Consider the following 23,307-nt stretch of genomic DNA (forward strand, 5'->3'; position numbering starts at 1 on the left):
ATATTTTCAGAACCTTTTAAAAGGCAATTCCATCTGTACTGGCGGTGGGGTCGTCGGCACGGTCTCAAACGGTTTATCGAGCCATTTCCAAAGATCCCTGTAGCTGAACAGGTTCCATCTCAAAAAAGCGATCAAGTTGGATAAAGACCAACCAAATTTTGATTTGAGTTGTAGAAATTTGATCAGCAGCATGGCAATTAATGCTGTCCAAATCTGTGTGTACAAGGCATTCTCACTCGTTCCGACAAAGGTCTTGATTCTCAGATTCTGTTTTATGGCCTTGAAAAACAATTCGATTTGCCAGCGATCCTTATAGATAGACGAGATGGTGGTTGCTCCGAATTTATAATGATTTGTCAGCAAAATGATTTCCCGCTGGTTATCCGCATCCCAAACAACGATTCTCCGCAATATGAATGGACATGCTTTCCGGGCATTGTGGCCGGTAAACTTGATCATTTCATCTGAGAGAATGTTTCTCCGAAGAGGTAGCTCACGCTCTGATAACACCTCATAAGCTGCATTGGTTTTCAGCCTGGTCACAAAAAATACATCTTGTGCTGTCCAGGAAGCAAACAGGCTGTAATCGTTATATCCACGGTCCATTGTGATAATTGATCCTGGTGCGAGCGGGAATCTTTTGGCATATTTGGATTCGTGATTCTTGCCATTTGATATGTAAGCATAGGAAGGCAGGTAGCCATCATGATCCAGTAGCAGATGAAGTTTAACGGCACCTTTCGTACGACGGAATTCTGCCCAGGGGAAAAGACTGAGACACAAGGATATTGTTGTGCTGTCCAAAGAAAGCAGTTTGTTTTTGAACCTGAATTTGTGACCACCAGGTGAATGTTTGCGACAAAATTCAAAGGTATCATAGAAAAGATCTTGAAACAGCTGCCATGAGCGGTTCTTATTAGCATAAGACAACGTTGATTTACTTGGCGCCGAGGATACACCGAGGTGGCGCAGTTTCCCCATGCAGCAGGCAAGGCCCCCACTGATTTCCCTCAGGCTCTTTGCCTGGGCAACTTGACAGAAAAGCATAGCAACAAAATGGTCCCAGCTTTTGAACCCCTTGGAATATCGTTCTGTTTTGTTCTTCGCTACCAGATTCATAAATTTATTACGGTTAAAAAAGGCTACCAATTGACTGAACAGACTCGCATGACGTACCATCATTTCGGAATTCTCCTTGTTTGGGATTCTCAGGTTATTGTTTGGTCGCAACAACCATAATCTCGCAAGGAGAATTCCTACAATATTTTTTTACCTAAATTCCGTTTTTGGACAACAGTGATTTGGGTTCAATTCAACTTTAATTTTCGGAGGAAACATGACTGACGCGGATTTCGGAACTTCAAAAAAAAGACGGCTGAGACCGGCACTGCTGCTCATCATCATCGCTATCATCTTTTTGGCCTTCACGGTCACCCGGTTCTTTACCACCATTCCGGCCGGCCACGTGGGGGTGGGCACCCTCTTTGGCAAGGTCCAGGACAGTATCTACACCGAGGGTATCCATATCATCAATCCTTTGGTAAAAATCACCCTCTTCGACGCCCGCCAGAAAACCTATAAAGAGGCCATGGGCGTCCCCAGTTCAGACCAGCTTATCACCAAATTTGATTTATCTATCCAATACCGACTCATAAAGGAACAGGCCCCTGTGATGTTAAAGGAGACCGGTACCCCCAGGGAGGTTCTTGAAGTCCACATGATGCCCCTGCTCCGCAGCCAGATGCGGGAGATCGGCAAGAGTGTGCCCCGGGCGGAAAATTTTTACGAGCAGTCCGTCCAGCAGCGGATCCAGGAAGAGCTGCTGGCCAGCCTGACCACCCTGGCCCAGAAGGGCATAAAAATTGAGAAGCTGCTCATCCGGGAGGTCACCCTGCCCAAAATCATTACCAATGCTGTGATGCGGAAAAAGGAAGCGGCCCAGGCCGCGGAAAAGGCAAAGGAAGAACTGAAAAAATTCAAGGTTGACCAGGAACGGAAAGAGGCCCAGGCCGAAGCGGAAAAACGGGCCGAACTCATCCAGGCCAACAAGAAAAAAGAGGTGATGCTCATTGCGGCCAATGCCTCCCTGGAAGCCGCCAGGATTGAAGCCAAGGCCGTTCTGGTCAAAGCCGAAGCCGAAGCGGCCGCCAAACGCAAACTCATTGATGCGCTCTCCCTGGAAGGTTATTTAAAACTGGAAAGCATGAAGGTGCTCAAAGACCTCCAGCAGGGCAACCACCTCATCATCATGGATCCCGATGCGGCAACCCCCCTGCCCTTCTTAAACCTGGACAAATTCAAAGGCAAATAAAGCGTGACGAAAACTTACCCGTTTCGCCCCCGCTAAAAGAGATGGACGGCTTCCCGGTGAAAGGCAAACTCAACGGATTTCCCGGGAGCCAGTCCATAGTCTTTGAGATAGCCCCTGGGCCAGATGGCCTGGAACTCCATGTTCTCAGCCACCAGACGGACATCCAGGAAAAGGCCGTGGTTAGACAGCGCGGTCACCCGGCCCCGGAACCGGTTGGCCCACCGGCGGGAGCCGCTGGCATTGAGGACAATATCTTCGGGCCGGATGCCCATGTGGGTGCAGCCGGCCTCGGGTTCACCGGCAGAAATAATATCCGCACCAGCCCCTTCAACCACCAGTTTCCCATCCCGGAACCCTATGGGTCTGATATTTTTCATGCCCACAAAATCTGCGGTAAATCTTGAGTTCGGTTTCTCAAAGACCTCCAGTATTTCGCCCTGCTGAAATATTTTGCCCCGGTGGATGATGGCCCCGCGGTTGGCCAGGTAGACCACGTCCTGGAAATTGTGGGAAACCATGACAATGGTCATGTCCAGTTCTTCGTGGATCTTTTTAAGCAGGTGCTTGGCCCCGTCGTGAAATACGGGATCCAGGGCTGAGAGGGGTTCGTCAAGGAGGAGCACCCGGGGATTGAGGATGAGGGACCGGGCCAGGGCCACCCGCTGTTTTTCTCCACCGGAAAGGTTATGGGGCCGGCGGTCGAGAATACGCCCGAGGCCCAGGGTGGAGACCAGGCGGTCCAGCCGGTGCTGGATGTCGGCCTGGGAGATCTTGTGGTACCCGGTGCCGTAAAGGATATTCCGGGTCACGTCCAGATGGGGAAACAGGGCAAAATCCTGATAAACAATGGCCAGATTCCGCTTTTCCACCGGCACGGCGTTCATCTCCCGCCCCTGTGACAGCAATTGTCCGGAAGTAAAGGGCATCAATCCCATAATCCCTTCCAGAAGCAATGACTTGCCCGACCCCGTGGGCCCGATCAGGGCAAAAAAATCCCCCCGGTCAATGGTCAGATTGATATTATCCAGGGCAAACCCCGGCAATTGCAGACAGATATCTTTAAGCTGGATCATGGATTACCTGTAGTGCTGGTGTACGGATCTGGAAAGCAGGCGCAGGACGACAAACAGAACAAAGGAAATACCAATCAGCCATACCGCAACGGGCTGGGAATATTTCAGGCCGTAAGCCGTGAACCGCTCATAGATCATCACCGGGGCCGTCATGGGATGGTAAGCCACAATGACAATGGCCCCGAATTCGGAAATGGCCCGGGCCGTGCACATGATGACGCCCAGGACCATATGGCGCCAGGTCAGGGGCAGGGTCACCCGCCTGAAGGTATCAATCCCGGCCGCCCCCAGGGTGCGGGAGGCATTTTCAAGGCGGACCGGCACACTTTCAAACCCGGCCTTCACCGTATTGATGTAAAACGGAAGCCCCACAAAGAGGAGCACCGTGACAATGCCGGTCTTGGTTCCCATGATCTGGATGCCGAAATCAGCCAGCAGCCTGCCCAGGGGATGATTTTTCCCGGCCAGGCTGAGGATGGCGATGCCAACCACCGGATGGGGAATCATAATGGGAAGGTCGATGATGCCTTCGATGATTTTTTTCCCCCAGATTTCCTTTCTGGCCAGCAGGTAGGCCAGGGGGGTGCCCATGAAAAAGGCCAGCACCCCGGCGGTCAGGGAAAGCCCCAGGGACCGGGAAATGGCGGCCACCACATCCTTGTCCGCAATGGTCTCCACAAGCATGGCAATGCTGGGCTCGGTGGTCATCTGGATCAGCGGCAGGGTCAGCAGCAAAATAAGGGGCAGGCTCAGGCCCATGAACAGCCTGCCCATATTGTCCAATTTCGTCATGGCTAAAAGGTGTCAGTTCCCATGGACTAGTTCTTCACCTCTACCAGGCCGGAGAGTTCGGCCGGGAGCTTGCCCGCCATGGCCTGGTCCGGAACCCGGGCCGGTATGAAGGGCGGCTGTCCCATTGAATCCAGGGTTTTCAAACCGTTCTCGGGCGAGAGCAGGAATGCCAGAAAGGCCTTGGCCGCCTCGGGGTTGGGGGAATTTTTGATCAGGGTGATGCCGTAGGTGCATGATTTGCCTTTTTTGGTCCTGAAGGTCCCCGGTTTTTTGCCGGAAACTTCAACGGCGGCCTGCTTGTAAAAGGCATCATATTTATAGTTGCCCAGGTTGATATGTTCGTTGAGGGTGACGTATTTGAGCCCGTGCTGGATGGCCACGGAAAGGTATTCCCAGGCATAATCCATATGCCCGGTTTTCAACAGGTTGACCAGCTCCACGGATTTAGGCCGGACATTTTTTTTGGGCCTGTTGTCCAAGAGTTTCTGATAGAGGCCGGGCATATTGTAAAACTTTTCTGCCAGCTGAAGCACCATAAGGCTCCTGTAGCCGCAGGGGTCGAGGTTGGGATCGGAATGCCCCCATTCCACGCCTTTTTCAAGCAGGATATCATACCAGTTGTCCCCGTTGACCTTGTCGGCAAATTTGCTCTGGTCGGTGTAGCAGAGCACCAGCTGGTTGGTGGCAAAACGGACATTCCAGTCGGCAAATTTGGGGATGAGGTTGTTGTCGATGACCTTATAGTCGGCGGATGCCATAATATCGGCATCCTTGCCCACTTCGGAAATCAGGCGGGCCATCTTGGTGCTGCCGCCGGCTTCCCGGAGCACATCAACCTGGGGGTACTTGGCCTCAAAGGCCTTTTCAATGGCGGCAAAAGGTACGGTCAGGCTGCCGGCATGGAAAATCGTCAATTTTCCGGAAGGCCCGGCAAGGGCCAGGACAGGCAAGGCCACCAGAACAGCAATAAGGGATATCAGTCTACACTTTTTCATCTTCACTCCTTTTTGGTCATTATGGGTTAATTATACAGGAAAATTCATAAAATATTCAGAAGGTCTGCAAAATACAGACCAAAACAAACCATATTGAAAACCCATATATTTTTCGACGGATAAAAAAAACGGGCTGCGCCACCATGCGCATTAATGCAACGCCCCGCCCCCATTCATACTCAAATTGCGACCCCCTGCCACTGGGCCATGCCGCAACGGCTGCCCAAATCCCCCGTTTTTTGTCTCCTTGACTTTTTGGCCCGCTCTTTGCAAAATTCTGTCCCTTGAATTAAACGTAATAAGGAGAGATCAAATTGGATAACCTGGATAAATTTTTAGACCAGCTTCAGGAAGATATTTTCGACGAAGCCAGGGAAGCCCTGGGAGAAAAGGGATTCGACCGGTGGCGCAACCCCAGGTACAACGGCAGGATGGAAGATCCCGACGGCTGGGCACGGGTAAAAGGCGAGTGTGGAGACACCATGGAAATTTACCTGAAATTCAACGGCGGACGGGTGGCTTCTGCATCCTATTTCACCGACGGCTGCGCCTCTTCCATGGTCAGCGGTTCCTTTGCCGCTGAACTGACCCTGGACAAGACGCCGGAAGAGCTCACCGACATCACAGCCGACCATGTGCTGGATGCCGTCGGCAAACTGCCGGAAGACGACCTGCACTGCACCACCCTGGCCGCCCGCACCATCCAGGCCGCCCTGGACAATTACATGGGCAGCCTGGTCCAGAATAAAGAGGAAGATAAGGCCTGAAAAATGGAAATCCGCCTTGACCTCAGCCGCCACTGCATTGAAACGGCTGCCAGGCTCAAGGCGGAAGGGCTGATTCGCTCCTATTTTAAGACCCCCGATTCCGACACCGAAGACCGGATCGCTGCCCTGACCCGCTTCCTTGAAACGGCTGATTTCCAGGAATTAAGAACCCGGATCAGCCGTTTTGAAAATGATCCTTCAGATCCTTCCGCCAAGATCCGCAAGGCCGTCCTGGTGATATCCAAAACCGATCCCCAATTTGAAATCCGTTTGAATAATCAATCTATTTACCTTTACCCCCCTTTATGCTAACAACTCTTCTGGCCGGCAGTGCCCCACGGGCAACCGAATGTCAACATCAACAGGGAGAGTGTTTACATGGATCAGATGCAACCCAAGATCAACCAATGGATTGAAAACGGCAAAGACCCCAGAAGCGCCCGGTGGCAGGCGGCCATTGAAACGGTGCTGGAACTCTTTCTGCCTGGAATGGAAAAGGGGCGCCTCACCCCGGTCGCTCCCCTGGAAGCAGCGGACGGTCCCATTTTTGAATCCGCCCTCAAGCATCTGGACCTCAGCCCCAATATTTATGCGGCCTTCCTCCCCCCCCGTGTGGCCAACGCCATTCTCCCGCCCGAAGGGGTCGAAGAACTGGTTCGCATCGATAAAGAGGCCCCCTCCTATAAAATCATCATCCTGCGCCAGGGAAAGGAAAGCCGGCTGCTCTGCGCAGAGATATCCGACCAGGCCCACCGCCCCGGTGTGGATATTTTCCAGGACGGCGCATTCCTGGGCAACTTTGATTACGACTCCCAGGAAATCTGCATCCCTGAGCTGGCAAAGGCGGTCCGGGCCCATGCCTGGGAAAAGGAAAAATGGCAGCAAAAGGACCACCTGGCATACACCGTCAACTGGTTTGAGCGGACCGCTTTCCTGAATGTTCCGGATGTCAATCTGGATGAAACCCGGTCCTTCTTCCACAGCCCCACCCTGGTCAAGGCGGATAAAATAGATGCGCTCTTCCTTCTGCTTTACGAAACATTGAACCGGCGATTTGCGGCCGATTCCCACCCCCTGGAGAATGCGGGGGATAAGGAGGCCCGGAGCGCCGTTGCCGAAACATCTATGCTGGACCTGCTCAATATCATCAAAGGGCTTGAACTAATTGATTTTTCGGCCTTTACCAACGCCCAGACCCATAAATTCCAGAATGAATTTGCCAGGACCGTCAGAAAACTGGTTTCAACGCTGGAAAAAACAGCCGCACCGGCGCCTGAATAATCCCCCCCGGAGAGGGCCTAGGGGGTCCCGGGAGAAAGGATGCCCTGAATTTCGGGCCGGTCAATATTTTTCCGGGTCACCAGAATGGTTTTTGTGACAATCTTTTTGGGGACCGGGGTATTGCGGAGCAGATCAAATGCGGTTTTCACTCCTAAATACCCCATTTTCCAGGGCTGCTGCACAATGACCCCGTGGAGTTGCCCGCTGCGCAGGCCCGCCTCAATCTCAGGATTAAAATCAAATCCAACCACCTTGATTTTGTCTGAAAGGCTGTATTTTTGCACGGCCTTCATCACCGCCATCACCGAAGACTCATTCGGGGCGAATATACCTTCGATGGCGCAATCCCCCTTAAGGAGCGGCAAAATAGTTCGGTAGGCAGACCCCAGGGAAACGCCCACATAGGGATCTGCCACCACATTCAGATCCGTTCCAAAGGCGTTTACGGTATTATAAAATCCATTCTCGCGGCTTTCTGTGGACGCATTTTTCCTGGCCAGCCGCAACATCATGATCCTCCCCTGGGCCTTGAGGATGGAATGCATGTATTGGGCCGCCTGCCGGCCCGCCGCATAATTATCTGAAGCAATAAAGCTGGAATGGAAATTACCGCTCATGGCGGAGTCAATCACCACCACTTTGATACCCCGCTCAACGGCCCGCCCCACCGTTTGGGTCATCTTCTCCCCGTGGACCGGCGCCAGGACAATGGCGTCCACCGGCTTTCGGATCCCCATCCGGATAAGGTCCAGCTGTGACTCAATCTGGTCTTCTTCATAGGGCCCCCTGAACAGGATGTCCAGATCAAATTCCCGGCCGGCCGCCTCTGCACCGGCACCCACTTTTTTCCAATACCCATACCGGGTATTCTTGGGGATGACCAGGATGTCGTATGTGCCTGCCGGCAAAGCAGGCGCTTGGCTGCACACCAGGATAACCGCAAAAAGTATAATCCGGATCACCGCATTCATTTTTTTCCTGTCCTATCTGAAAAGTGCGCTGACACTTTCCCCGGTATGGATCCGCTCAATGGCCCGGGCAAACAATGGGGCCACGGACAGGACCTTCAGCTGGGGAAAGCGTTTGGCCTCAGGGATCTCCACGGTGTTGGCCACCACGGTCTCGGCAATGGACGAGGCGGCCAGGTTGCCGGAAGCCGGGCCGCAGAGCACGGGATGGGTGGCGCCCACATAGATATTTTTGACACCGGCCTTTTCCAGGGTGTTCACCGTGGACACCAGGGTGCCGCCGGTGGAAATTTCATCGTCAAAAATAATGGCGTCAAACCCTTCCACCTTTCCCACAACCAATCCCTGCTTTACCTTTGAATCGGAAAGGCGCCGCTTGTCAATGATGGCCATGGATGTATCCAGCCGCTTGGCAAACCGCCCTGCCCGCTTGGCCCCGCCGGCATCCGTGGCCACAACCACCACCCGGGACAGATCCAGGTGCTGTTCAAAATACTCGCAGATGGTGGGACCGGCAGTAAGATGGTCCACGGGAATGCTGAAAAAACCGTGGACCGAATCGGCATGGAGATCCATGGTCAGCACCCGGCTGGCACCGGCGGTTTTCAGCAGGTCTGCGATGAGGCGCCCGGCAATGGAAATCCGCGGGGCATCCTTTTTATCGGACCGGGCATAGGAATAATAGGGAATTACTGCTGTGATCCTCCGGGCCGAGGCACTGCGCAGGGCGTCCAGGGTGATCATCAGTTCCATGAGGTGATCGCTCACCGGCTCGGTGAGGGACTGCACCACAAACACGTCCTTTTCCCGGACGCTCTCCTTCACCTGTACAAAAAGGTTGTCATTGGAGAATCGGGCCGTCTCAAGGGGGCTTAAGGGGATGCCGATATAGTCGCAGATCTCCCGGGCAAGGGCGGGATTGGACCCGCCTGAAAACACTTTTAAATCATCCTTCATAATCATTTGTCCTGAAATGTGTATAACGGATTTACGTCTTATATGTTTACTCAGTTTTCTTTTGGTTTTTCCTTTTGATATACCATTCTTGATCCCCATACAACTCTTCCGTACATTTCGGGCAGAGGCCATGGCTGAAAACGGCATCAGAGTATTTTTCAATGTAGGAATCAATCTGTTTCCAGTATCCCTTGTCATCCCTGATTTTTTTACAGGAGGAACAGATGGGAAGCAGCCCGCTTAAAATCTTCACCTCAGACAAAGCCTGCTTCAACTCCTCAATCAATTGCTCTCGTTTTTCTTCTGCCGTCTTAATCTCCGTTAAATCACGGATAACCTCCAATACGTATTTATTATTACCAATATACATCGTACTCAGGGTGATCAGTGTCGGGAAAGATGTCCCATCCTGTTTGGCACTGGTCCACTCGAAAATGCAGGATCCTTTTAAAAGGGCAGAGTCTATATGCTTTATCGCCAGGTCTTTGGATTTCTCTCCATCGGGTTGACGCTCGGGGGAGAATTTGCCCACTGCCATGCCGATGAACTGGTCCTGCGATTCCAGTCCATATAATTTCAGAGCGGCGGTGTTGCAGTCCACATAAGTATTGGAACCGCCGTCAATGATAACCAGTGAATCAAAGGAAGATTCAAAAAGCGTTCTATACCGTTTCTCGCTTTCACGCAACGATGCTTCGGACTCTTTTCTCTTTGTCGCCATCTGATTGGCTGAATCGGCAAGGAACTTAAACTCGGAAAATGTCACCTTGTCCATCTCAATGGGAAGGGCGTTTTTCTCTGAACGCTTGAAAAAATTGGAAAATAGTTTCAGATTTTTTTCGATCTTCCCCGAGAGGAGCCTTACGATTAAAAAAGAAACCATTAAAAAAAGAAAGAGGACGATGATGCACTTCACGATTAAAATTCGTATCTCATCTTTTATTTTCTGCTGTTTTTCCTGGATGGCCACTTCAATTGCATCAATGTATAATCCGGTGCCGATATACCACTGCCATTCCGGGATGGGTTCAATATAACTGATTTTTGATGCAGGCTCATGTCCCTCAAATCTGGGGGTAAGGTATTGAATAAAGCCGCCCCCTGATTTTGACAGGTTGATCATCTGCCGGGCCAATTGCCCGGGTTCTGAATCCGGGGAATCCAGGACATTTTTTCCTTTGAACAATCCTGCCAGACTCAGTCCATCCCAGGTTCCGACAAAAATATACCCGGTGGATCCGAATTTTATCTGCTCCAGCCGTTCAATGACCTCCTCTTTAATATTCTCCTCTTCATCCAGGATATACATTCCATTGGCGATCATCCAGTCAAGGGGTTGAAAATATTTAACAAAGGAAATCTTGGGGACATCGACCCCATGCAGCCCCGGTTTTGGGTAATAATAGGATAAAAAGCCCTCCCGGGCAGGTGATGTTACAATTTTAATGAAGGCCTTGGTCAGATAGGTTCCCCTGCTGTCCCTGAACGCCATAACATTCCGGCCTTCAAGTTCAGGGGTATTCCGGTTGACCATTTCGATTCCCGACATACTGACCACAAAATAATACCCTTTGCCGCCATCCCATGAGGCCGCATAAAGCGCGTCATGAACCAATTGCTGTATCCGGCCCACAGGTAATTTGTTTTTATTGCGATTATAAATATAGGAGGCGATTTCCCAGGCCTCATTGGTTCGGGACTTCGCCTGGGCACGGGCTCTTTTTTCGGCCAGGGACCGCTGGTGATAGGTATACTCAACTGCCTGTTTGACCTGGGTTCTGATAGTGTTTTTCTGGGATTCAAGATAGTTCTGGCGTATATTTTTGACTTGTGAATTCGCAGTTAATATTTTTTCACCGATCCAGAGATAGACGATAACCACAGCAAACATTAAGTAGATCATCGTCATTGAAATCCAAAAAACATCCGTCAAGCGTCTGGTTCTTAACATCTAAAGGCGATTCCCCTTTAATCCCAAATGTTTTATTTTTTGTGCTGAAGGGTACAGGAAATTATACCATATCTTATTATGAAAACCAGATAAAGACAAAGCGCCTCTCTTTTTTGCATTGCCGAGGTTGACTTTTTCCCGCCGGCGGCATAGGTCATAACATGTCGTAGTGATCAGTAATTCGTATGCTGGCAGTATCACGGAAATCCAAAGCAAAAGGAGAAGTAAACATGAAGCAGATGTTCAGAATCATTGCAGCGTTGTGGCTGGGGTTGTTTTTTATAACGGGATGCGGGTCATCCCCGGAGGATCAGGCCGGTGCCGTTATCAAACAGCAGACCGATGTCACCGAAGTGTATGTGAACGACCTTGAAAAAGCAGGAAATGCCGACGATGTGGTGGCTGCCATAGAAAAGTATACCAAAGGAATGGAAAAGCTGATTCCGGACATCAAGGCACTGCAGGAAAATTATCCTGAATATCAGCAGGGCAAGATCCCGGAAGGAATGGAAAAAGAGATGGCGCGCCTCAGGGAAATCTCCGAGAAACTGCCCGGAGCCATGATGAAAACCGCCTCCTATATGATGGACCCCAAGGTTCAGGCGGCCATGCAGAATATGGGACGAGAAATGTCTAAAATCGGACAATAAAACTATAGAAAATAATTAAGCCGCTTTCCATTCTAATGGAAAGCGGCTTAAATTATTCAAGGGAACAAGCACCGGCAGCAGACCGGTATCTTTATATCAGGCCGGGGTAACCTTCACGGCGCAGACCTTAAACTCAGGAATCTTGGCAATGGGGTCAAATGCCGGGTTGGTCAGCTTATTGACGTTGGCCTCTTCAAAGTGGAAGGGCATGAACACCACCCCTTTTTCCACCCGGTCCGTTGTCATCACCTTTGTCCTGATCTCCCCCCGGCGGGAGGCCAGGTTTACCCAGGCGCCGTCGCTGAGTTTCAGGGCGGCGGCATCCTCGGGATGAATTTCCAGGGCGCCTTCCTTAATTTCCTCATCCAGCATTTTGGAATTCCGGGTCATGGTACCGGTGTGGTAGTGGGCGTAAACCCGGCCGGTGGTCATCCACAGGGGATACTCATCATCCACCTGTTCCGCCGGCCCCTTGTACTCAATGGCATGGAAAAGCCCCTTGCCCCGGGTGAATTTCCCATCCTTGTGCAAATAGGGGGTGCCGGGGTGTTCCGGGGTGGGACAGGGCCACTGCAGGCCATCGCCTTCCAGCCTGGGGTAGGTAACACCGGCGTAGGAAGGGGTCAGGGACGCGATTTCGTTGAAAATCTGTTCCGCATTTTCATAGTTCATCTTATAGCCAAAGGCAGTGGAGATATCCTGGATGATCTCCCAGTCGGCCCGGGCCTCTCCGGCCGGTTCGACGGCCTTGCGCACCCGGGTGATCCGGCGCTCGGTATTGACGAAGGTGCCCTCTTTTTCTGCAAAGGAAACCCCGGGCAGGACCACGTCGGCCAGCTTTGCCGTGGGCGTGAGAAAGATATCCTGGACCACCAGGAAGTCAATCTTTTGAAACGCCTTTTCCACATGGCCGGCATCGGGGTCGGAGACCACGGGATTTTCCCCCATGATCCACAGGGCGTTGAGCTTGTCTTCCTCAATGGCCGTGAGCATCTCGGGGATGGTTTTTCCGATTTCCATGGGCAGATCATCCACCCCCCAGGCCTCGGCAAACTTTTTGGAGGCAGGCCCCAGGGTCACGGGCTGGTAGCCGGTGAGCACATTGGGCAGCCCCCCCATGTCACAGGCGCCCTGGACGTTGTTCTGTCCCCGAAGGGGATTGACCCCGGTGCCCTCTTTACCGATATTGCCGGTGAGCATGGAGAGGTTGGCCAGGGATTTGACATTGTCCACCCCGTTGGTGTGCTGGGTAATGCCCATGCAGTAAACGATGGAGGCCCGGCCGGCGGAGGCGTAGATCTCGGCGGCCTGTTCAATCCCTTCCACGGTGAGGCCGGTGACGGCGGCGCATTGTTCCAGGTCAATCCCGCCGATGAGTGCCTTGAAGGCCTCGAATTCCTCGGTGCAGCCATCGACAAATGCCTGGTCCTGGAGCCCTTTGTCCAGGATAACCTTCATCATCCCGTTTATCAGGGCCACGTCGGTGCCGGGTTTATGCCTCAGGTAGAGGTGGGCGAATTCGGCAATCTGGTTTTTCCTGGGATCGGCCACCACCAGTTTTGCCCCCTTTTCCAGGGCCCTGAAAATTCTGGTCGCAACAAGCGGGTGGGCCGTGGCCGTATTGGAGCCGATGATAAAAATCGTGTCGGTATCGGCCAGCTCATCAACGGAGTTGGTCATGGCACCGCTTCCAAACGCTGCGGCAAGACCTGCCACAGTGGAAGAATGTCACAATCGCGCGCAATGGTCTATATTATTGGTGCCGACGGCGGCCCTTGCAAACTTCTGCATGAGGAAGTTTTCCTCATTGGTGACCTTGGCCGAAGCAAAGAAGCCGATGGCGTCCCCGCCCTTTTCTTCCTTAACGGCCTTAAGTTTGTCTGCGGTAAAGGCAACGGCCTCGTCCCAGGAGACTTCAGTGAGTTCCCCGTTCTTGCGGATCATGGGCTTTTTCAGCCGCCGCTCGTTCTGGACAAACTGGTGGACATTCCATCCCTTGATGCACAGCTTGCCCTCATTCACCGGGCTGGTTTTGCAGGGAATGGTATTGATCAGCTTCCCGTCAAGGGTTTCAAGAAAAAAATTGCACCCGCATCCGCAATAGGTACAGGTGGTCAGGGTGGTTTGGTACTCCATGATTTTTCCTTTTTGTTCAGGCACTATTTGGACGGACCCATCATGCTCAGGGGGGAGCGTTCGTTCTTGTTCAGCCCTGAGGTAAATCCGTATTCCGCATCCATGATGCAGCTGGTCTTTTTATATAGCAGCCGCAGGGGGATATCCGAGGGGCAGGCCTCTTCGCAGAGCCCGCAGTCAATGCAGCGGTCGGCCATATGCATGGCCCGTGTCAGGTGGAAAACGGGCACATCCACGGGCAATGCCCCCTTGGAGACCAGATCCTGGCATTCCAGACTGCACTCCTTGCAAAAACACATGGGACATACATCCCGGCATCCGTAGCATTTGATGCACTTAAGGAACTGAGAGGTCCAGTATTCAAACCGGTCTCCAATGCCCTTGGCGTCCATATTGGCCACTTTCACGGCCTCGGGGGCCTGGGTCTTTTCACCTGCCACCAGGGCGTCGGGCCAGGGTTTCGGGCACTCGCAGGCAACGGCCAGTTCGTCCGGGCAGGAGAATCCCACGGGAACCACAAGCTCTTCTTTGAGCTGATTCAGCCGGAAAAGGCCGTAAAGCCCCCGCTCGTCGCAGCCCCGGACCAGGATGCCGAAGGTATCCTCTGGATATGCCCGGGCGATGGCCGTCAGGGTCTTGTTCAGGGGATACCGGGCGTCGCCGGCCTTTTCCCTGTCCCCCAGGCAGAATCCCTCCAGGTCGTCGCCGTCCTGGAATACATGGGGGGCCACATGGCCGTTCTTTTCCATCAGCCCCACAAAGCCTTTGATCTTTTTTTCCTTCAGCAGTCCCAAGACTCGCTCTTTTATGGTCTCAATCATGCTGTTTCTTCCGTTTTGAGTTTTAAGGGCGAGGGGCCCAGTTGTTTCAATGTATCGATAAAGGCATTCACCTCTTCCACGAACTCGGGTGCCTCGGCCGAGGAAACCCAGCGGGCCCGCAGGCGCTCTTTTTCAATACCGGTGAATTCCATCATCTGGGAGAGGATGTTGACACGTTTCTCAGTACTGTAATTACCGTACAGGTAATTGCATTCGGAAAGATGTCAGCCGCCCACGAAGACCCCGTCCACCCCCTGCTGGAAGGCACGGAGCACATGGTGGGGCGAGACACTCCCGGAACACATCACCCGGATAATCCGGATATTTGCAGGATACTGCATACGACTGACCCCAGCCAGGTCAGCAGCGGCATACGCTCACCAGGTACACAGGAAGCAAATGATATTGGGTTCAAAATTTTGATCGCTCATTTTTATTTCCTTTTATATATGTTTGGATGAGAATTTGCCCAGATGCAAGGCGCAAGGAATTACAAGACCGGAGCTTACTTGGGTAAGTGAGGATCTTGTGATTCTGCAGCAACGAAGCAGATGGGTGAATTGTCCTTCAAACATTTTAGGCAGCTCCAATCTGGGCCAGTAATTGATCCGGCTTGAAGCCCCTCAGCAGCGCCGAGTGGCAGGGACAGGTGGCGGCGCAGTTGCCGCAGCCCTTGCACAGGATCTCATTGATCTCGCAGATATGTTTATCTTCATTAAAGGAGATGGCCTCGTAGGGGCACATGGGCAGGCAGGCCTGGCATCCCACACAGGTCTCCGGGTTAATCTGGGCCACGATGGCACTTTTTACCAGCTTATCCTTGAACAGAATGGCGGCCACACGGGAGGCCACGCCGATGCCCTGGGTCCGGGCTTCGGTGGCCGTGGCCGGATACCGTCCGGAACCGGCCACGAAAATGCCGTCGGCGGCAAAGTCCAGGGGCCGCAGCTTGGCATGGGCCTCCAGGAAAAAGCCGTTGGCGTCTGTGGGGACCCTCAGCATATTGGCCAGTTCAGCCGTTTCCTTACGGGAGGTCAAAGGGGTGGAAAGCACCGTCAGGTCGGCATCCAGGCTCACATCCCGGCCGGTCACCGCCTGGAAGTAGGAAACCTTGCCGTCTGCAACCTTGGGGGGATTTTCCGGGGCGTAGACATCGAACCTCACCCCCATGCCCCTGGCATCCCAGAGCATCTGTTCCTTCTGGGTGCCGTACATCTGCATATCCCGGTAAAGAATCCGCACATCGGCCAGGGGGTATTTTTTCTTCACGGCCATGGCGTTTTTAACCGCTGTCATGCAGCAGATCCGGGCGCAAAGTTCTTTTTTCTGGCTCCGGGCCCCGGCGCACTGGATGAAGACCATCCGTCTGCCGGCAAATCCTGCCGCTTCCAGGGAATCGGTTTTCAGTTTCTGTTCCAGCTCCATGAGGGTGATCACCCCGGGATCTCCGTAACCGAAAAGGCCTTCGGGAATCAGGGGTACCGCCCCTGTGGCCACCACCATGGCACCGACACGGTCCGTGACCTCCCCCTGGGGGGTGTCAATGGCCACATCGTAATTGCCGATATAACCGCCGGTGGATGTGACGCTGGCATTGGTATAGCAGGTGATATTGTCCCGGGAGGTCACGTCGTCAACCACCCTGCCCAGGAAGGCTTCTGCCGTTTCCCCGGTTTCCAGGGTGCCCACGGACTGCAGCAGTCCGCCGAAATTTTTGGTCTTTTCCACCAGGATCACATCCAGGTCCATGTCCGCCAGGGCCTGGGCGGCAGAGAGCCCTGCAATGCCGCCGCCGATGACCATGATTTTCCGGATGAGGGAGGATTCAATCTCTTCCTGGGGTTCGAGCCCGGCGGCCTTGGCCACCCCCATCTTGATCAGGTGCTTGGCCTTTTCCGTGGCCTCGGCCCGTTTGCCCATGTGGACCCAGGAGCATTGGTCCCGGATGTTCACCATCTCAAAGAGGTAGGGGTTGAGGCCGGCTTCGGCGCAGGAGCTTGAAAAGAGCGGATGGTGGGTCCTGGGAGAACAGGAGGCCACCAGCACCCGGTTGAGGTTCTCCTTTTCAATGGCGGTTTTAATCTCTACGATCCCGGATTCGGAACAGGTGTAGAGATTTTCCTTTACATAGACCACATGGGGAAGATCCTTGCAGTACTCCGCCACGTCTGAACAGTCCAGGTGGCCGGCGATATTGGACCCGCAGTCACAGACAAATACCCCGATCCGGGGTTCTTCGTATAGTTTCATGGTTTCTTTATTCATCTTTCCCCCTTAGGACGCCTTCTTCTTGGCCTTGATCACGGTCTGCACCGCCCGGGCCGCCGCAGAACTGGCCTGGGCAACGGACTCGGGAATATCCATGGGGCTGTGGGCACAGCCGCATACAAAGATTCCCTCCTTGGTGGTATCCAGGGGATTGGCCGGTTCGGTCTTGTAAAATCCGTAAGGATCAAGCTCAATGCCCAGCACCTCGGCCACCTGCGGGGTGTTTTTCACCGGGGCGCAGGCCGTGGCCAGGATCACCAGGTCGAATTCTTCCTTCACCACCTTCTGGGTGGCCGTATCTTCATAGATCAATGCAGGCGCCTCGTTTTCACCCCTGGTGATCTCAGCCACCCGGGAACGCCGGTAGGAAATCTGGGAGGAATTGCCGCCGCGGATCTTATACTCTTCAAACCCCTTGCCCACGGCCCGGATATCCATGCCGAAAATCACGGACTGGGTGTCATTGTCGTGCTCATGGGCGATGATGGCTTCCTTGATACTGTGCATGCAGCAGTAGCCGGAACAAAAGGGGTAAAACCGCAGATCCCTGGATCCCACGCACTGGATAAAGGCCAGCTTCTTGGCCGTGGAAATCCTGCCCACCTGGGCGTCCAGTTCATTGAAGCGGTTTTCTATATTTTGGTGTTCTTTGGCCTTGGCCGCCCATTTTTCCGCATCCTTGGCCAACCCTTCGGTGAGTTCCACACTTTGGGTGGTCAGGCCCTGGAGAAAGTCATCCGAGGCCATGCCGTGCTTCTTCTCAAACCGGGCAAGGGTCTTGGCGGATTTGGCCAGTTTCTTTTCAGTTTCAGCCTTTTCCGCCTTGATCTTCCGGTCGCTGGGCCGGTAGACATGGCCTTCGGTGGGGCCGGAGGCGGAGAGGAAGCGCTCGAATTCCATGGCCGTGATCACATTGTCCAGGTCTGTATATCTGTATTCAGGCAGTTTTGACGGGTCAAAGATGTCATAGCCCGTGGCCACAACCACGGCACCGATGTTCAATTCAACGGTTTCGTCCTTCTGCTCAAAATCAATGGCACCGGCCTGGCACTTTTTGGCACAGATCCCGCACTTTTTGCCCTGGAGCACCCGGCAGTGGTCCGCATCAATGGCGTGGGTGGAAGGAATCCCCTGGGCAAACCAGGAGTAGACCGCTTTCCTGAAGGCATGGCCTTCGTTGTATAGGTCCAGCACCGGTGTCGGGCAGGCTTCGGCACAGGCACCGCAGCCCGTGCACTTGTCCGCATCCACATATCTGGCTTTTTTAAGGACCGTTGCCGTGAAATTTCCTGCCTCGCCCGACAGCTCGGTTAACTCGCTGTAGGCCATCAGCTCTATATTGGGATGTCGACCGACATCCAGCATCTTAGGCGACAGGATTCAGATGGCGCAGTCGTTGGTGGGAAAGGTTTTGTCCAGCTGGGCCATCTTCCCCCCGATGGAGGGAAGGGTTTCCACCAGGTGGACCTTGAATCCCATTTCAGCCAGGTCCAGTGAACTCTGAATCCCGGCGATACCGCCCCCGAGGACGAGTATATCAGTACTCATGTTAACAAACCTCCTAATATCTACGCCGCATTGGGGCGTATACCCGCCGGCCCCAGCGCCTTAATCTGTTCTGTAAACTCATTGGCCACATCGGCAAACTTGTTGCCCTCGGCAGATGAAATCCATTCCAGCCTCACCCTGCCGGTATCGATACCCGCCAGGTCCAGCAGTTGTTTTGTCATCTCAAAGGTCTTGCTTGCTTTTACATTACCGTCCAGGTAATGGCAGTCTCCGATGTGTCAGCCGGAGACCAGGACCCCGTCCGCCCCCTTTTCAAAGGCTTTGAGAATATAGTTGGGATTGATCCCGCCCGAACACATGACCCGGATGATCCGCATATTGGGCGGATACTGGAACCGGCTCACCCCGGCCAGATCCGCCGCCGAATAGGAGCACCAATTACAGGCAAAGGTTATGATCTGTGGTTCAAAACTCATATTGCTTATCCTTGATTATAGTGCGGCTTCAACCATGGCCAGCACTTCGTTGTCGTAATGGTAAACCCCGGCAGCACCGGTGGGACAGGCAGAGGCACAGGCGGCACAGCCCTTGCACAGGGCCTGCTGAACCGCTGCAATCTTCACCCCCGCTTCATTTTCAACCACTGAGATGGCGCCGAAGGGACAGGCCTCCTCGCAGGCCCCGCAGCCGCGGCAGAGAGACTCTTTCACCCGTGAGACCACCCCTTCCACGGTGACACTGTGTTTGGAGAGCACCACCGTGGCCCTTGAGGCGGCCGCCTTGGCCTGGGCGATACACTCTTCAACGGGCTTGGGATAATGGGCCGTGCCGCAGAGGAAGATGCCGTCGGTGGAAAAGTCCACCGGCCGCAGCTTGGCATGGGCTTCCATAAAGAACTTGTCATCGTTGAGGGTGAGCTTGAACTTCTGGGCCAGGTCTTCATTGCCCTGGGCCACGATGGGGGTGGCAAGGATCAGCATATCTGCTGAAATGCTCACGTCCATCCCCAGGATCCGCTCCTTGATCCGTATGTCCAGGCAGTCATCCCCTGCGGTGACCACGGGTTTTTCATTGACATCGTAACGGATAAAGACAATGCCCTTATCCCTGGCTTCCCGGTAGATCCGCTCCCGCTGGCCGTAGGTCCGGATATCCCTGTACAGGATATAGATATCCATGTCCGGATTCTTTTCCTTGAACCGGAGCGCCGTCTGGATGGAATGGGTGCAGCAGACCTTGGAGCAATAGGGCCGTTCAGGCTCCCTGGAGCCGACGCACTGGATGAATACGGCGGACTGGGCATTTTCCAGAATCTCTGGTTTCTCCCCCAGGGCCGGATCCAGGTCCACATGGGTAAACACCCGGTCATCCCGGCCGTATAGATACTCCTTGGGCTGGCCGGCCCCGGCGCCGGTGGCAACGACCACGGCCCCGTGTTCCAGTTCGGTCTTGGTGCCCTTCTGATCAATGGTGGTCTTGAAATTGCCCACAAAGCCGGTGGTATCGTCAACCACCGCATTGGTCAGCACCTCGATCCCCCCATGGCTTTTAACCCTGGCCATCATTTCTTTTACGTTTTCTGCAATGGGTTCGCCCCGCCAGGTATAGTCCAGATTCAGGGCATAGCCGCCAAGATCCTCGGCCTGCTCAACCAGATAGGTGTGGTACCCCTGGTCGGCCAGCCCCAGGGCAGCGGTCATGCCGGCAACGCCGCCGCCGATGACCAGGCCCTTTTGGGTGATGCCCACTTCGGGCTGGGAAAGCGGTGCCATGAGCCCGGCTTTGGCCACGGCGATTCTCACCAGGTCCTTGGATTTCTGGGTGGCAAGCTCCGGCGCCTTGGCATGGACCCAGGAACACTGGTTGCGGATATTGGCCATTTCAACCAGGTATTTGTTCAGGCCGGCATCCTTGAGGGTCTCCTGGAACAGGGCCTCATGGGTCCGGGGGGTACAGGCGGCAATCACCACCCGGTTGAGGTTGTTTTCCTCAATCACCTGTTTGAGCTTGTCCTGGGTGTCCTGGGAACAGGTGAACATATTCTCTTCCACATAGGCCACGTTGGGCAGTCCCTTTGCGTATTCCGCCACGGCCGGCACATCCACCACCCCGCCGATATTGGTGCCGCAATTGCAGACAAAGACGCCGATACGGGGTTCTTCCGCTTCAATGGCTTTTTCTTCAGGATAGGTTTTGGTCCGGGTCAGGGTTCCCCGGGCCTTTGTCAGACAGGCTCCGGCATCGCAGGCGGCAGCCGACGCTTCCATGACGGAAATGGGAATATCCTTGGGCTCCTGGAGCGCCCCGCAGACAAAGATGCCCTCCCGGCTGGTGGCCACCGGGGCAAAACTTGAGGTATCGGCAAACCGGTCGGCATCCAGCTTCACGCCCATGGCTTCCACCTGTTCCGCCAGTTCGGCCGGGGTTTCCATGCCCACGGACAGGACCACCATGTCAAAGGTTTCCACCACATTCTGGCCGTCTTCGGTCACATAGGTGCAGTTGAGGCTTTTGTCCTGATTTTCCGTAATGGTATGGATGCGGGAGCGGACAAAACGGACCCCTTCATTCTTGGCCCTTTCGTAGTATTTTTCAAAATCCTTGCCGTAGGTTCTCATATCCATAAGGAAAATGGAGGCCTGGAATTCCCCTTCCACATGGTCGGCGGTCATCATGGCTTCCTTAACGGCATACATGCAGCAGACCGAAGAGCAGTAGCCATTGCCGCATTTATTCTGGTCCCTGGAACCCACGCACTGGAGCCAGGCTATTCTTTTGGGCTGCCGCTTGTCCGGTGCCACCTGGATATGGCCGCCGGTGGGACCGCCGGCGGAGAGGATCCGCTCGTACTCGATACTAGTGACCACATTGTCAAATGCCTGGTACTGGTAGTTGTCCAGCCCGGAAGGATCAAAGGGTTTGAAGCCGGGGGCCAGAATCACGGAGCCCACATTGATCTTGTGGATCTTTTGCGTATCCTCATAGTTAATTGCCCCGGTGGGGCAGACCTTTGCGCAGGTCCCGCATTTGCCCTTCTGGAGCTTAAAGCAGTGATCGGGGTCAATGGCGTATTTCAAGGGAACGGCCTGGGGATAGTCCACATAGATGGCCTTGCGCCTGACAAGCCCCTCGTTGAAGGTATCTTCCGGTTTGCCCGGGCATTTTTTGGTGCAGGCCCCGCAGGCGATACACTTGTCCATATCCACATAGCGGGGGGCTTGGTTCAGGGTAATTTCAAAATTTCCCAGTTCACCGTCGATGGACTCGACAGTGGTCAGGGTGTGCAGTTCAATGTTCAGGTGCCGGCCGACCTCGACCAGTTTGGGTGAGATCACTCACATGGCACAGTCATTGGTGGGGAAGGTCTTGTCCAGCTGGGCCATGACCCCGCCGATGGACGCCTTTTTCTCCACCAGGTGCACCTGGTATCCGGAATCCGCCAGGTCCAGGGCCGCCTGCATCCCGGCAATACCGGAACCGACTACCATTACCGACCCGTGAATTTTATTTGTATTTCCCATTTATATAACTCCCGATTCAACCGTTAAGCCGTTTATTCCAGGTGACCTAATCCAAATGATCCACCAGGAAGGAGGCCAGGTCTGTAATCTCAATATCGTGGTCTGTATTCTTCTGTGCACAGGTCAGGTGGATCTGGCACTTGGGACAGGCCGTTACAATGGCCGAGGCACCCGCAGCCGCAGCTTCCTTCAGCCGCAGGCTCTGCATGGCCTTGGAACAGGCGGAGCACTGCATCCACCCGGTGGTGCCGCAGCAGACGGCATTTTCCCTGTTATGCTCCATCTCGGCCAGCTCGACCCCCGCAACTTCCCGGATCAATTCCCGGGGAGCCTCGTAGATGCCTGACCGGCGGCCCAGGCGGCAGGGATCCTGATAGGTCACTACACGGGCCTGACGCCCCTGCCCCTCGCCGGCCGTAAAGGACAAATCAGATTCCGCCAGCTGCCGGGCCAGAAACTCGGTGATATGGACCAGTTCGAATTCCAGGGGACCGAACCGGTGGGCATAGACCTCACGGAACATGGAATAGCCTTCGGGACAGCCGAAAATCACCGTTTTTGCCCCTGAGGCCCGGATGGCTTCAATGTTGCGCTTCGCCAGGACCGCCACGGTATCGTCATCCCCGTTCCAGTGGGCATCATGCCCGCAACAGCACTCCTGCTCGGATACCACGGGAGTAATCCCCAGTCTGTTGAGCAGCTTTAAATTATTTTTGGCGGTTTGGATCATCTCAAGATCCAGGTATTGAAAGGCCACATCATATTGGGCAATGCAGCCGGAAAAATAAAAATAATCCCCGGTTTCGGCAATTTCGCCGGCATCCTTTGCCCAGGCGGTCCGGCCGGCGCCGGCTGCGGTGCCGCCGTTTTGAATCTGGGCCTTCTGGATATTGGTCATGGTCTGGAACATGCCGTGGTGGCTGAGTTTGGGCACATTCCCCTTTTCCCGTGCCTTGTTCCTGAACTCGCGGATAAACCCGGGGAAATCGATTTCCACCGGGCACCGGTCCGAACACCGGGAACAGGAGAGGCAGGCCCAGAGGTCCTGGCTGTCCAGGATTTCTCCCTGGGGATCCGCCATGGCCCGTTTGATCATCTGCCTGGGGGAGAACCCCTCAAGCGACATGGCCACCGGGCAGGACCCGGTGCAGACCCCGCACTCCATACAATAATCGATCTGCTGTTGTGAAAGCTGCATTATTATATTCCAAAGGTTTTAAAAACAACAAAACCAGGCCGGCTGCATCCGCAGTCAACCCGCTCACCATTAATCGTTATAACCTGCCTGATTTTTTCAAAAACGACGA

Annotated in this window: 21 protein-coding genes; 5 read left to right on the top strand and 16 right to left on the bottom strand. The window is 54.0% G+C overall.

All coding sequences use genetic code 11. The features are described from left to right. Positions 1 to 6: 6 nt before the first annotated feature. Positions 7 to 1,179 (bottom strand): IS4 family transposase, encoded by a 1,173-nt coding sequence (locus HUN04_07040; GenBank protein ID WDP93192.1) that lies wholly within the window; start codon positions 1,177 to 1,179, stop codon positions 7 to 9. A 157-nt stretch (positions 1,180 to 1,336) separates the two neighbouring features. On the opposite strand from HUN04_07040, the gene HUN04_07045 reads away from it, so the two are divergent. Beyond that, positions 1,337 to 2,311 carry a hypothetical protein gene (locus HUN04_07045; GenBank protein ID WDP89490.1) on the top strand — a complete coding sequence of 325 codons (975 nt, stop codon included), beginning with the start codon at positions 1,337 to 1,339 and terminating at the stop codon, positions 2,309 to 2,311. A 32-nt stretch (positions 2,312 to 2,343) separates the two neighbouring features. Here HUN04_07045 and HUN04_07050 read toward each other — a convergent pair whose 3' ends face one another. From HUN04_07050 to wtpA, 3 genes are read right to left on the bottom strand one after another with little or no spacing between them, the layout of a single operon-like run. Next, positions 2,344 to 3,384, bottom strand: coding sequence for an ABC transporter ATP-binding protein (locus HUN04_07050; protein ID WDP89491.1), 1,041 nt, complete (start codon positions 3,382 to 3,384; stop codon positions 2,344 to 2,346). Between the two features lie 3 nt (positions 3,385 to 3,387). After that, positions 3,388 to 4,176 (bottom strand): ABC transporter permease, encoded by a 789-nt coding sequence (locus HUN04_07055; protein WDP89492.1) that lies wholly within the window; start codon positions 4,174 to 4,176, stop codon positions 3,388 to 3,390. 26 nt (positions 4,177 to 4,202) lie between these two features. Further along, positions 4,203 to 5,171: a tungstate ABC transporter substrate-binding protein WtpA gene (wtpA, locus tag HUN04_07060; GenBank protein WDP89493.1), complete on the bottom strand. Its 969-nt coding sequence runs from the start codon at positions 5,169 to 5,171 to the stop codon at positions 4,203 to 4,205. Between the two features lie 308 nt (positions 5,172 to 5,479). Between wtpA and HUN04_07065 the strand changes: the two genes are divergently transcribed. From HUN04_07065 to HUN04_07075, 3 genes are all read left to right on the top strand, one after another. After that, a complete protein-coding gene (locus HUN04_07065) occupies positions 5,480 to 5,938 on the top strand; it encodes an iron-sulfur cluster assembly scaffold protein (GenBank protein ID WDP93193.1) in 459 nt (152 codons plus the stop codon). Positions 5,939 to 5,941: 3 nt separating this feature from the next. Continuing rightward, positions 5,942 to 6,250 (top strand): hypothetical protein, encoded by a 309-nt coding sequence (locus HUN04_07070; GenBank protein WDP89494.1) that lies wholly within the window; start codon positions 5,942 to 5,944, stop codon positions 6,248 to 6,250. A 66-nt stretch (positions 6,251 to 6,316) separates the two neighbouring features. Further along, entirely contained in the window at positions 6,317 to 7,219 is a 903-nt protein-coding gene (locus HUN04_07075) for a hypothetical protein (protein ID WDP89495.1), read from the top strand. 17 nt (positions 7,220 to 7,236) lie between these two features. Here the strand turns inward: HUN04_07075 and HUN04_07080 are convergent, their stop codons facing one another. Genes HUN04_07080 through HUN04_07090 form a run of 3 tightly spaced genes read right to left on the bottom strand, consistent with a single transcriptional unit; the run spans position 7,237 to position 11,035 of the window. After that, a complete protein-coding gene (locus HUN04_07080; GenBank protein WDP89496.1) occupies positions 7,237 to 8,190 on the bottom strand; it encodes a substrate-binding domain-containing protein in 954 nt (317 codons plus the stop codon). A gap of 12 nt (positions 8,191 to 8,202) precedes the next feature. Then, entirely contained in the window at positions 8,203 to 9,144 is a 942-nt protein-coding gene (locus HUN04_07085; GenBank protein ID WDP89497.1) for a ribose-phosphate pyrophosphokinase, read from the bottom strand. 46 nt (positions 9,145 to 9,190) lie between these two features. Beyond that, on the bottom strand, positions 9,191 to 11,035 hold the full coding sequence (locus HUN04_07090; GenBank protein WDP89498.1) for a cache domain-containing protein: 1,845 nt from the start codon (positions 11,033 to 11,035) through the stop codon (positions 9,191 to 9,193). A gap of 290 nt (positions 11,036 to 11,325) precedes the next feature. Here HUN04_07090 and HUN04_07095 point away from each other — a divergent pair, with 290 nt between their 5' ends. Continuing rightward, on the top strand, positions 11,326 to 11,745 hold the full coding sequence (locus tag HUN04_07095) for a hypothetical protein (GenBank protein ID WDP89499.1): 420 nt from the start codon (positions 11,326 to 11,328) through the stop codon (positions 11,743 to 11,745). 96 nt (positions 11,746 to 11,841) lie between these two features. Here the strand turns inward: HUN04_07095 and fdhF are convergent, their stop codons facing one another. The 9 genes from fdhF to HUN04_07140 form a co-directional block, all read right to left on the bottom strand. Next, positions 11,842 to 13,881 (bottom strand): formate dehydrogenase subunit alpha, encoded by a 2,040-nt coding sequence (fdhF, locus tag HUN04_07100; GenBank protein WDP89500.1) that lies wholly within the window; start codon positions 13,879 to 13,881, stop codon positions 11,842 to 11,844. Positions 13,882 to 13,904: 23 nt separating this feature from the next. Further along, positions 13,905 to 14,702, bottom strand: coding sequence for a 4Fe-4S binding protein (locus HUN04_07105; GenBank protein ID WDP89501.1), 798 nt, complete (start codon positions 14,700 to 14,702; stop codon positions 13,905 to 13,907). Beyond that, positions 14,699 to 15,133: a hydrogenase iron-sulfur subunit gene (locus tag HUN04_07110; protein ID WDP89502.1), complete on the bottom strand. Its 435-nt coding sequence runs from the start codon at positions 15,131 to 15,133 to the stop codon at positions 14,699 to 14,701. The genes HUN04_07105 and HUN04_07110 overlap by 4 nt, the downstream gene beginning before the upstream one ends. 145 nt (positions 15,134 to 15,278) lie before the next feature. Beyond that, complete coding sequence (locus HUN04_07115; GenBank protein WDP93194.1) at positions 15,279 to 16,952, bottom strand: CoB--CoM heterodisulfide reductase iron-sulfur subunit A family protein; 1,674 nt, start codon at positions 16,950 to 16,952, stop codon at positions 15,279 to 15,281. Between the two features lie 24 nt (positions 16,953 to 16,976). Then, positions 16,977 to 18,335, bottom strand: coding sequence for a CoB--CoM heterodisulfide reductase iron-sulfur subunit A family protein (locus tag HUN04_07120; GenBank protein WDP89503.1), 1,359 nt, complete (start codon positions 18,333 to 18,335; stop codon positions 16,977 to 16,979). Between the two features lie 15 nt (positions 18,336 to 18,350). Next, positions 18,351 to 18,518 (bottom strand): FAD-dependent oxidoreductase, encoded by a 168-nt coding sequence (locus tag HUN04_07125; GenBank protein ID WDP89504.1) that lies wholly within the window; start codon positions 18,516 to 18,518, stop codon positions 18,351 to 18,353. A 20-nt stretch (positions 18,519 to 18,538) separates the two neighbouring features. After that, positions 18,539 to 18,955: a hydrogenase iron-sulfur subunit gene (locus HUN04_07130; GenBank protein WDP89505.1), complete on the bottom strand. Its 417-nt coding sequence runs from the start codon at positions 18,953 to 18,955 to the stop codon at positions 18,539 to 18,541. Positions 18,956 to 18,970: 15 nt separating this feature from the next. Then, on the bottom strand, positions 18,971 to 22,000 hold the full coding sequence (locus HUN04_07135; GenBank protein WDP89506.1) for a CoB--CoM heterodisulfide reductase iron-sulfur subunit A family protein: 3,030 nt from the start codon (positions 21,998 to 22,000) through the stop codon (positions 18,971 to 18,973). Positions 22,001 to 22,046: 46 nt separating this feature from the next. Next, positions 22,047 to 23,198, bottom strand: coding sequence for a (Fe-S)-binding protein (locus tag HUN04_07140; GenBank protein WDP89507.1), 1,152 nt, complete (start codon positions 23,196 to 23,198; stop codon positions 22,047 to 22,049). Between the last annotated feature and the right edge of the window lie 109 nt (positions 23,199 to 23,307).

The organism is Desulfobacter sp., from assembly GCA_028768525.1.
Lineage (GTDB): Bacteria > Desulfobacterota > Desulfobacteria > Desulfobacterales > Desulfobacteraceae > Desulfobacter.

Excerpts from the sequence above, each read along its gene's own strand:
- HUN04_07140 (WDP89507.1), bottom strand. The coding sequence starts at position 23,198 with ATGCAGCTTTCACAACAGCAGATCGATTATTGTATGGAGTGCGGGGTC.
- HUN04_07045 (WDP89490.1), top strand. The coding sequence starts at position 1,337 with ATGACTGACGCGGATTTCGGAACTTCAAAAAAAAGACGGCTGAGACCG.
- HUN04_07105 (WDP89501.1), bottom strand. The coding sequence starts at position 14,702 with ATGATTGAGACCATAAAAGAGCGAGTCTTGGGACTGCTGAAGGAAAAA.
- HUN04_07090 (WDP89498.1), bottom strand. The coding sequence starts at position 11,035 with ATGTTTGCTGTGGTTATCGTCTATCTCTGGATCGGTGAAAAAATATTA.
- wtpA (WDP89493.1), bottom strand. The coding sequence starts at position 5,171 with ATGAAAAAGTGTAGACTGATATCCCTTATTGCTGTTCTGGTGGCCTTG.
- HUN04_07050 (WDP89491.1), bottom strand. The coding sequence starts at position 3,384 with ATGATCCAGCTTAAAGATATCTGTCTGCAATTGCCGGGGTTTGCCCTG.
- HUN04_07080 (WDP89496.1), bottom strand. The coding sequence starts at position 8,190 with ATGAATGCGGTGATCCGGATTATACTTTTTGCGGTTATCCTGGTGTGC.
- HUN04_07070 (WDP89494.1), top strand. The coding sequence starts at position 5,942 with ATGGAAATCCGCCTTGACCTCAGCCGCCACTGCATTGAAACGGCTGCC.
- HUN04_07055 (WDP89492.1), bottom strand. The coding sequence starts at position 4,176 with ATGACGAAATTGGACAATATGGGCAGGCTGTTCATGGGCCTGAGCCTG.
- HUN04_07115 (WDP93194.1), bottom strand. The coding sequence starts at position 16,952 with ATGAAACTATACGAAGAACCCCGGATCGGGGTATTTGTCTGTGACTGC.
- HUN04_07085 (WDP89497.1), bottom strand. The coding sequence starts at position 9,144 with ATGAAGGATGATTTAAAAGTGTTTTCAGGCGGGTCCAATCCCGCCCTT.
- HUN04_07125 (WDP89504.1), bottom strand. The coding sequence starts at position 18,518 with ATGAGTACTGATATACTCGTCCTCGGGGGCGGTATCGCCGGGATTCAG.
- HUN04_07040 (WDP93192.1), bottom strand. The coding sequence starts at position 1,179 with ATGGTACGTCATGCGAGTCTGTTCAGTCAATTGGTAGCCTTTTTTAAC.
- HUN04_07120 (WDP89503.1), bottom strand. The coding sequence starts at position 18,335 with ATGCTGGATGTCGGTCGACATCCCAATATAGAGCTGATGGCCTACAGC.
- HUN04_07095 (WDP89499.1), top strand. The coding sequence starts at position 11,326 with ATGAAGCAGATGTTCAGAATCATTGCAGCGTTGTGGCTGGGGTTGTTT.
- HUN04_07075 (WDP89495.1), top strand. The coding sequence starts at position 6,317 with ATGGATCAGATGCAACCCAAGATCAACCAATGGATTGAAAACGGCAAA.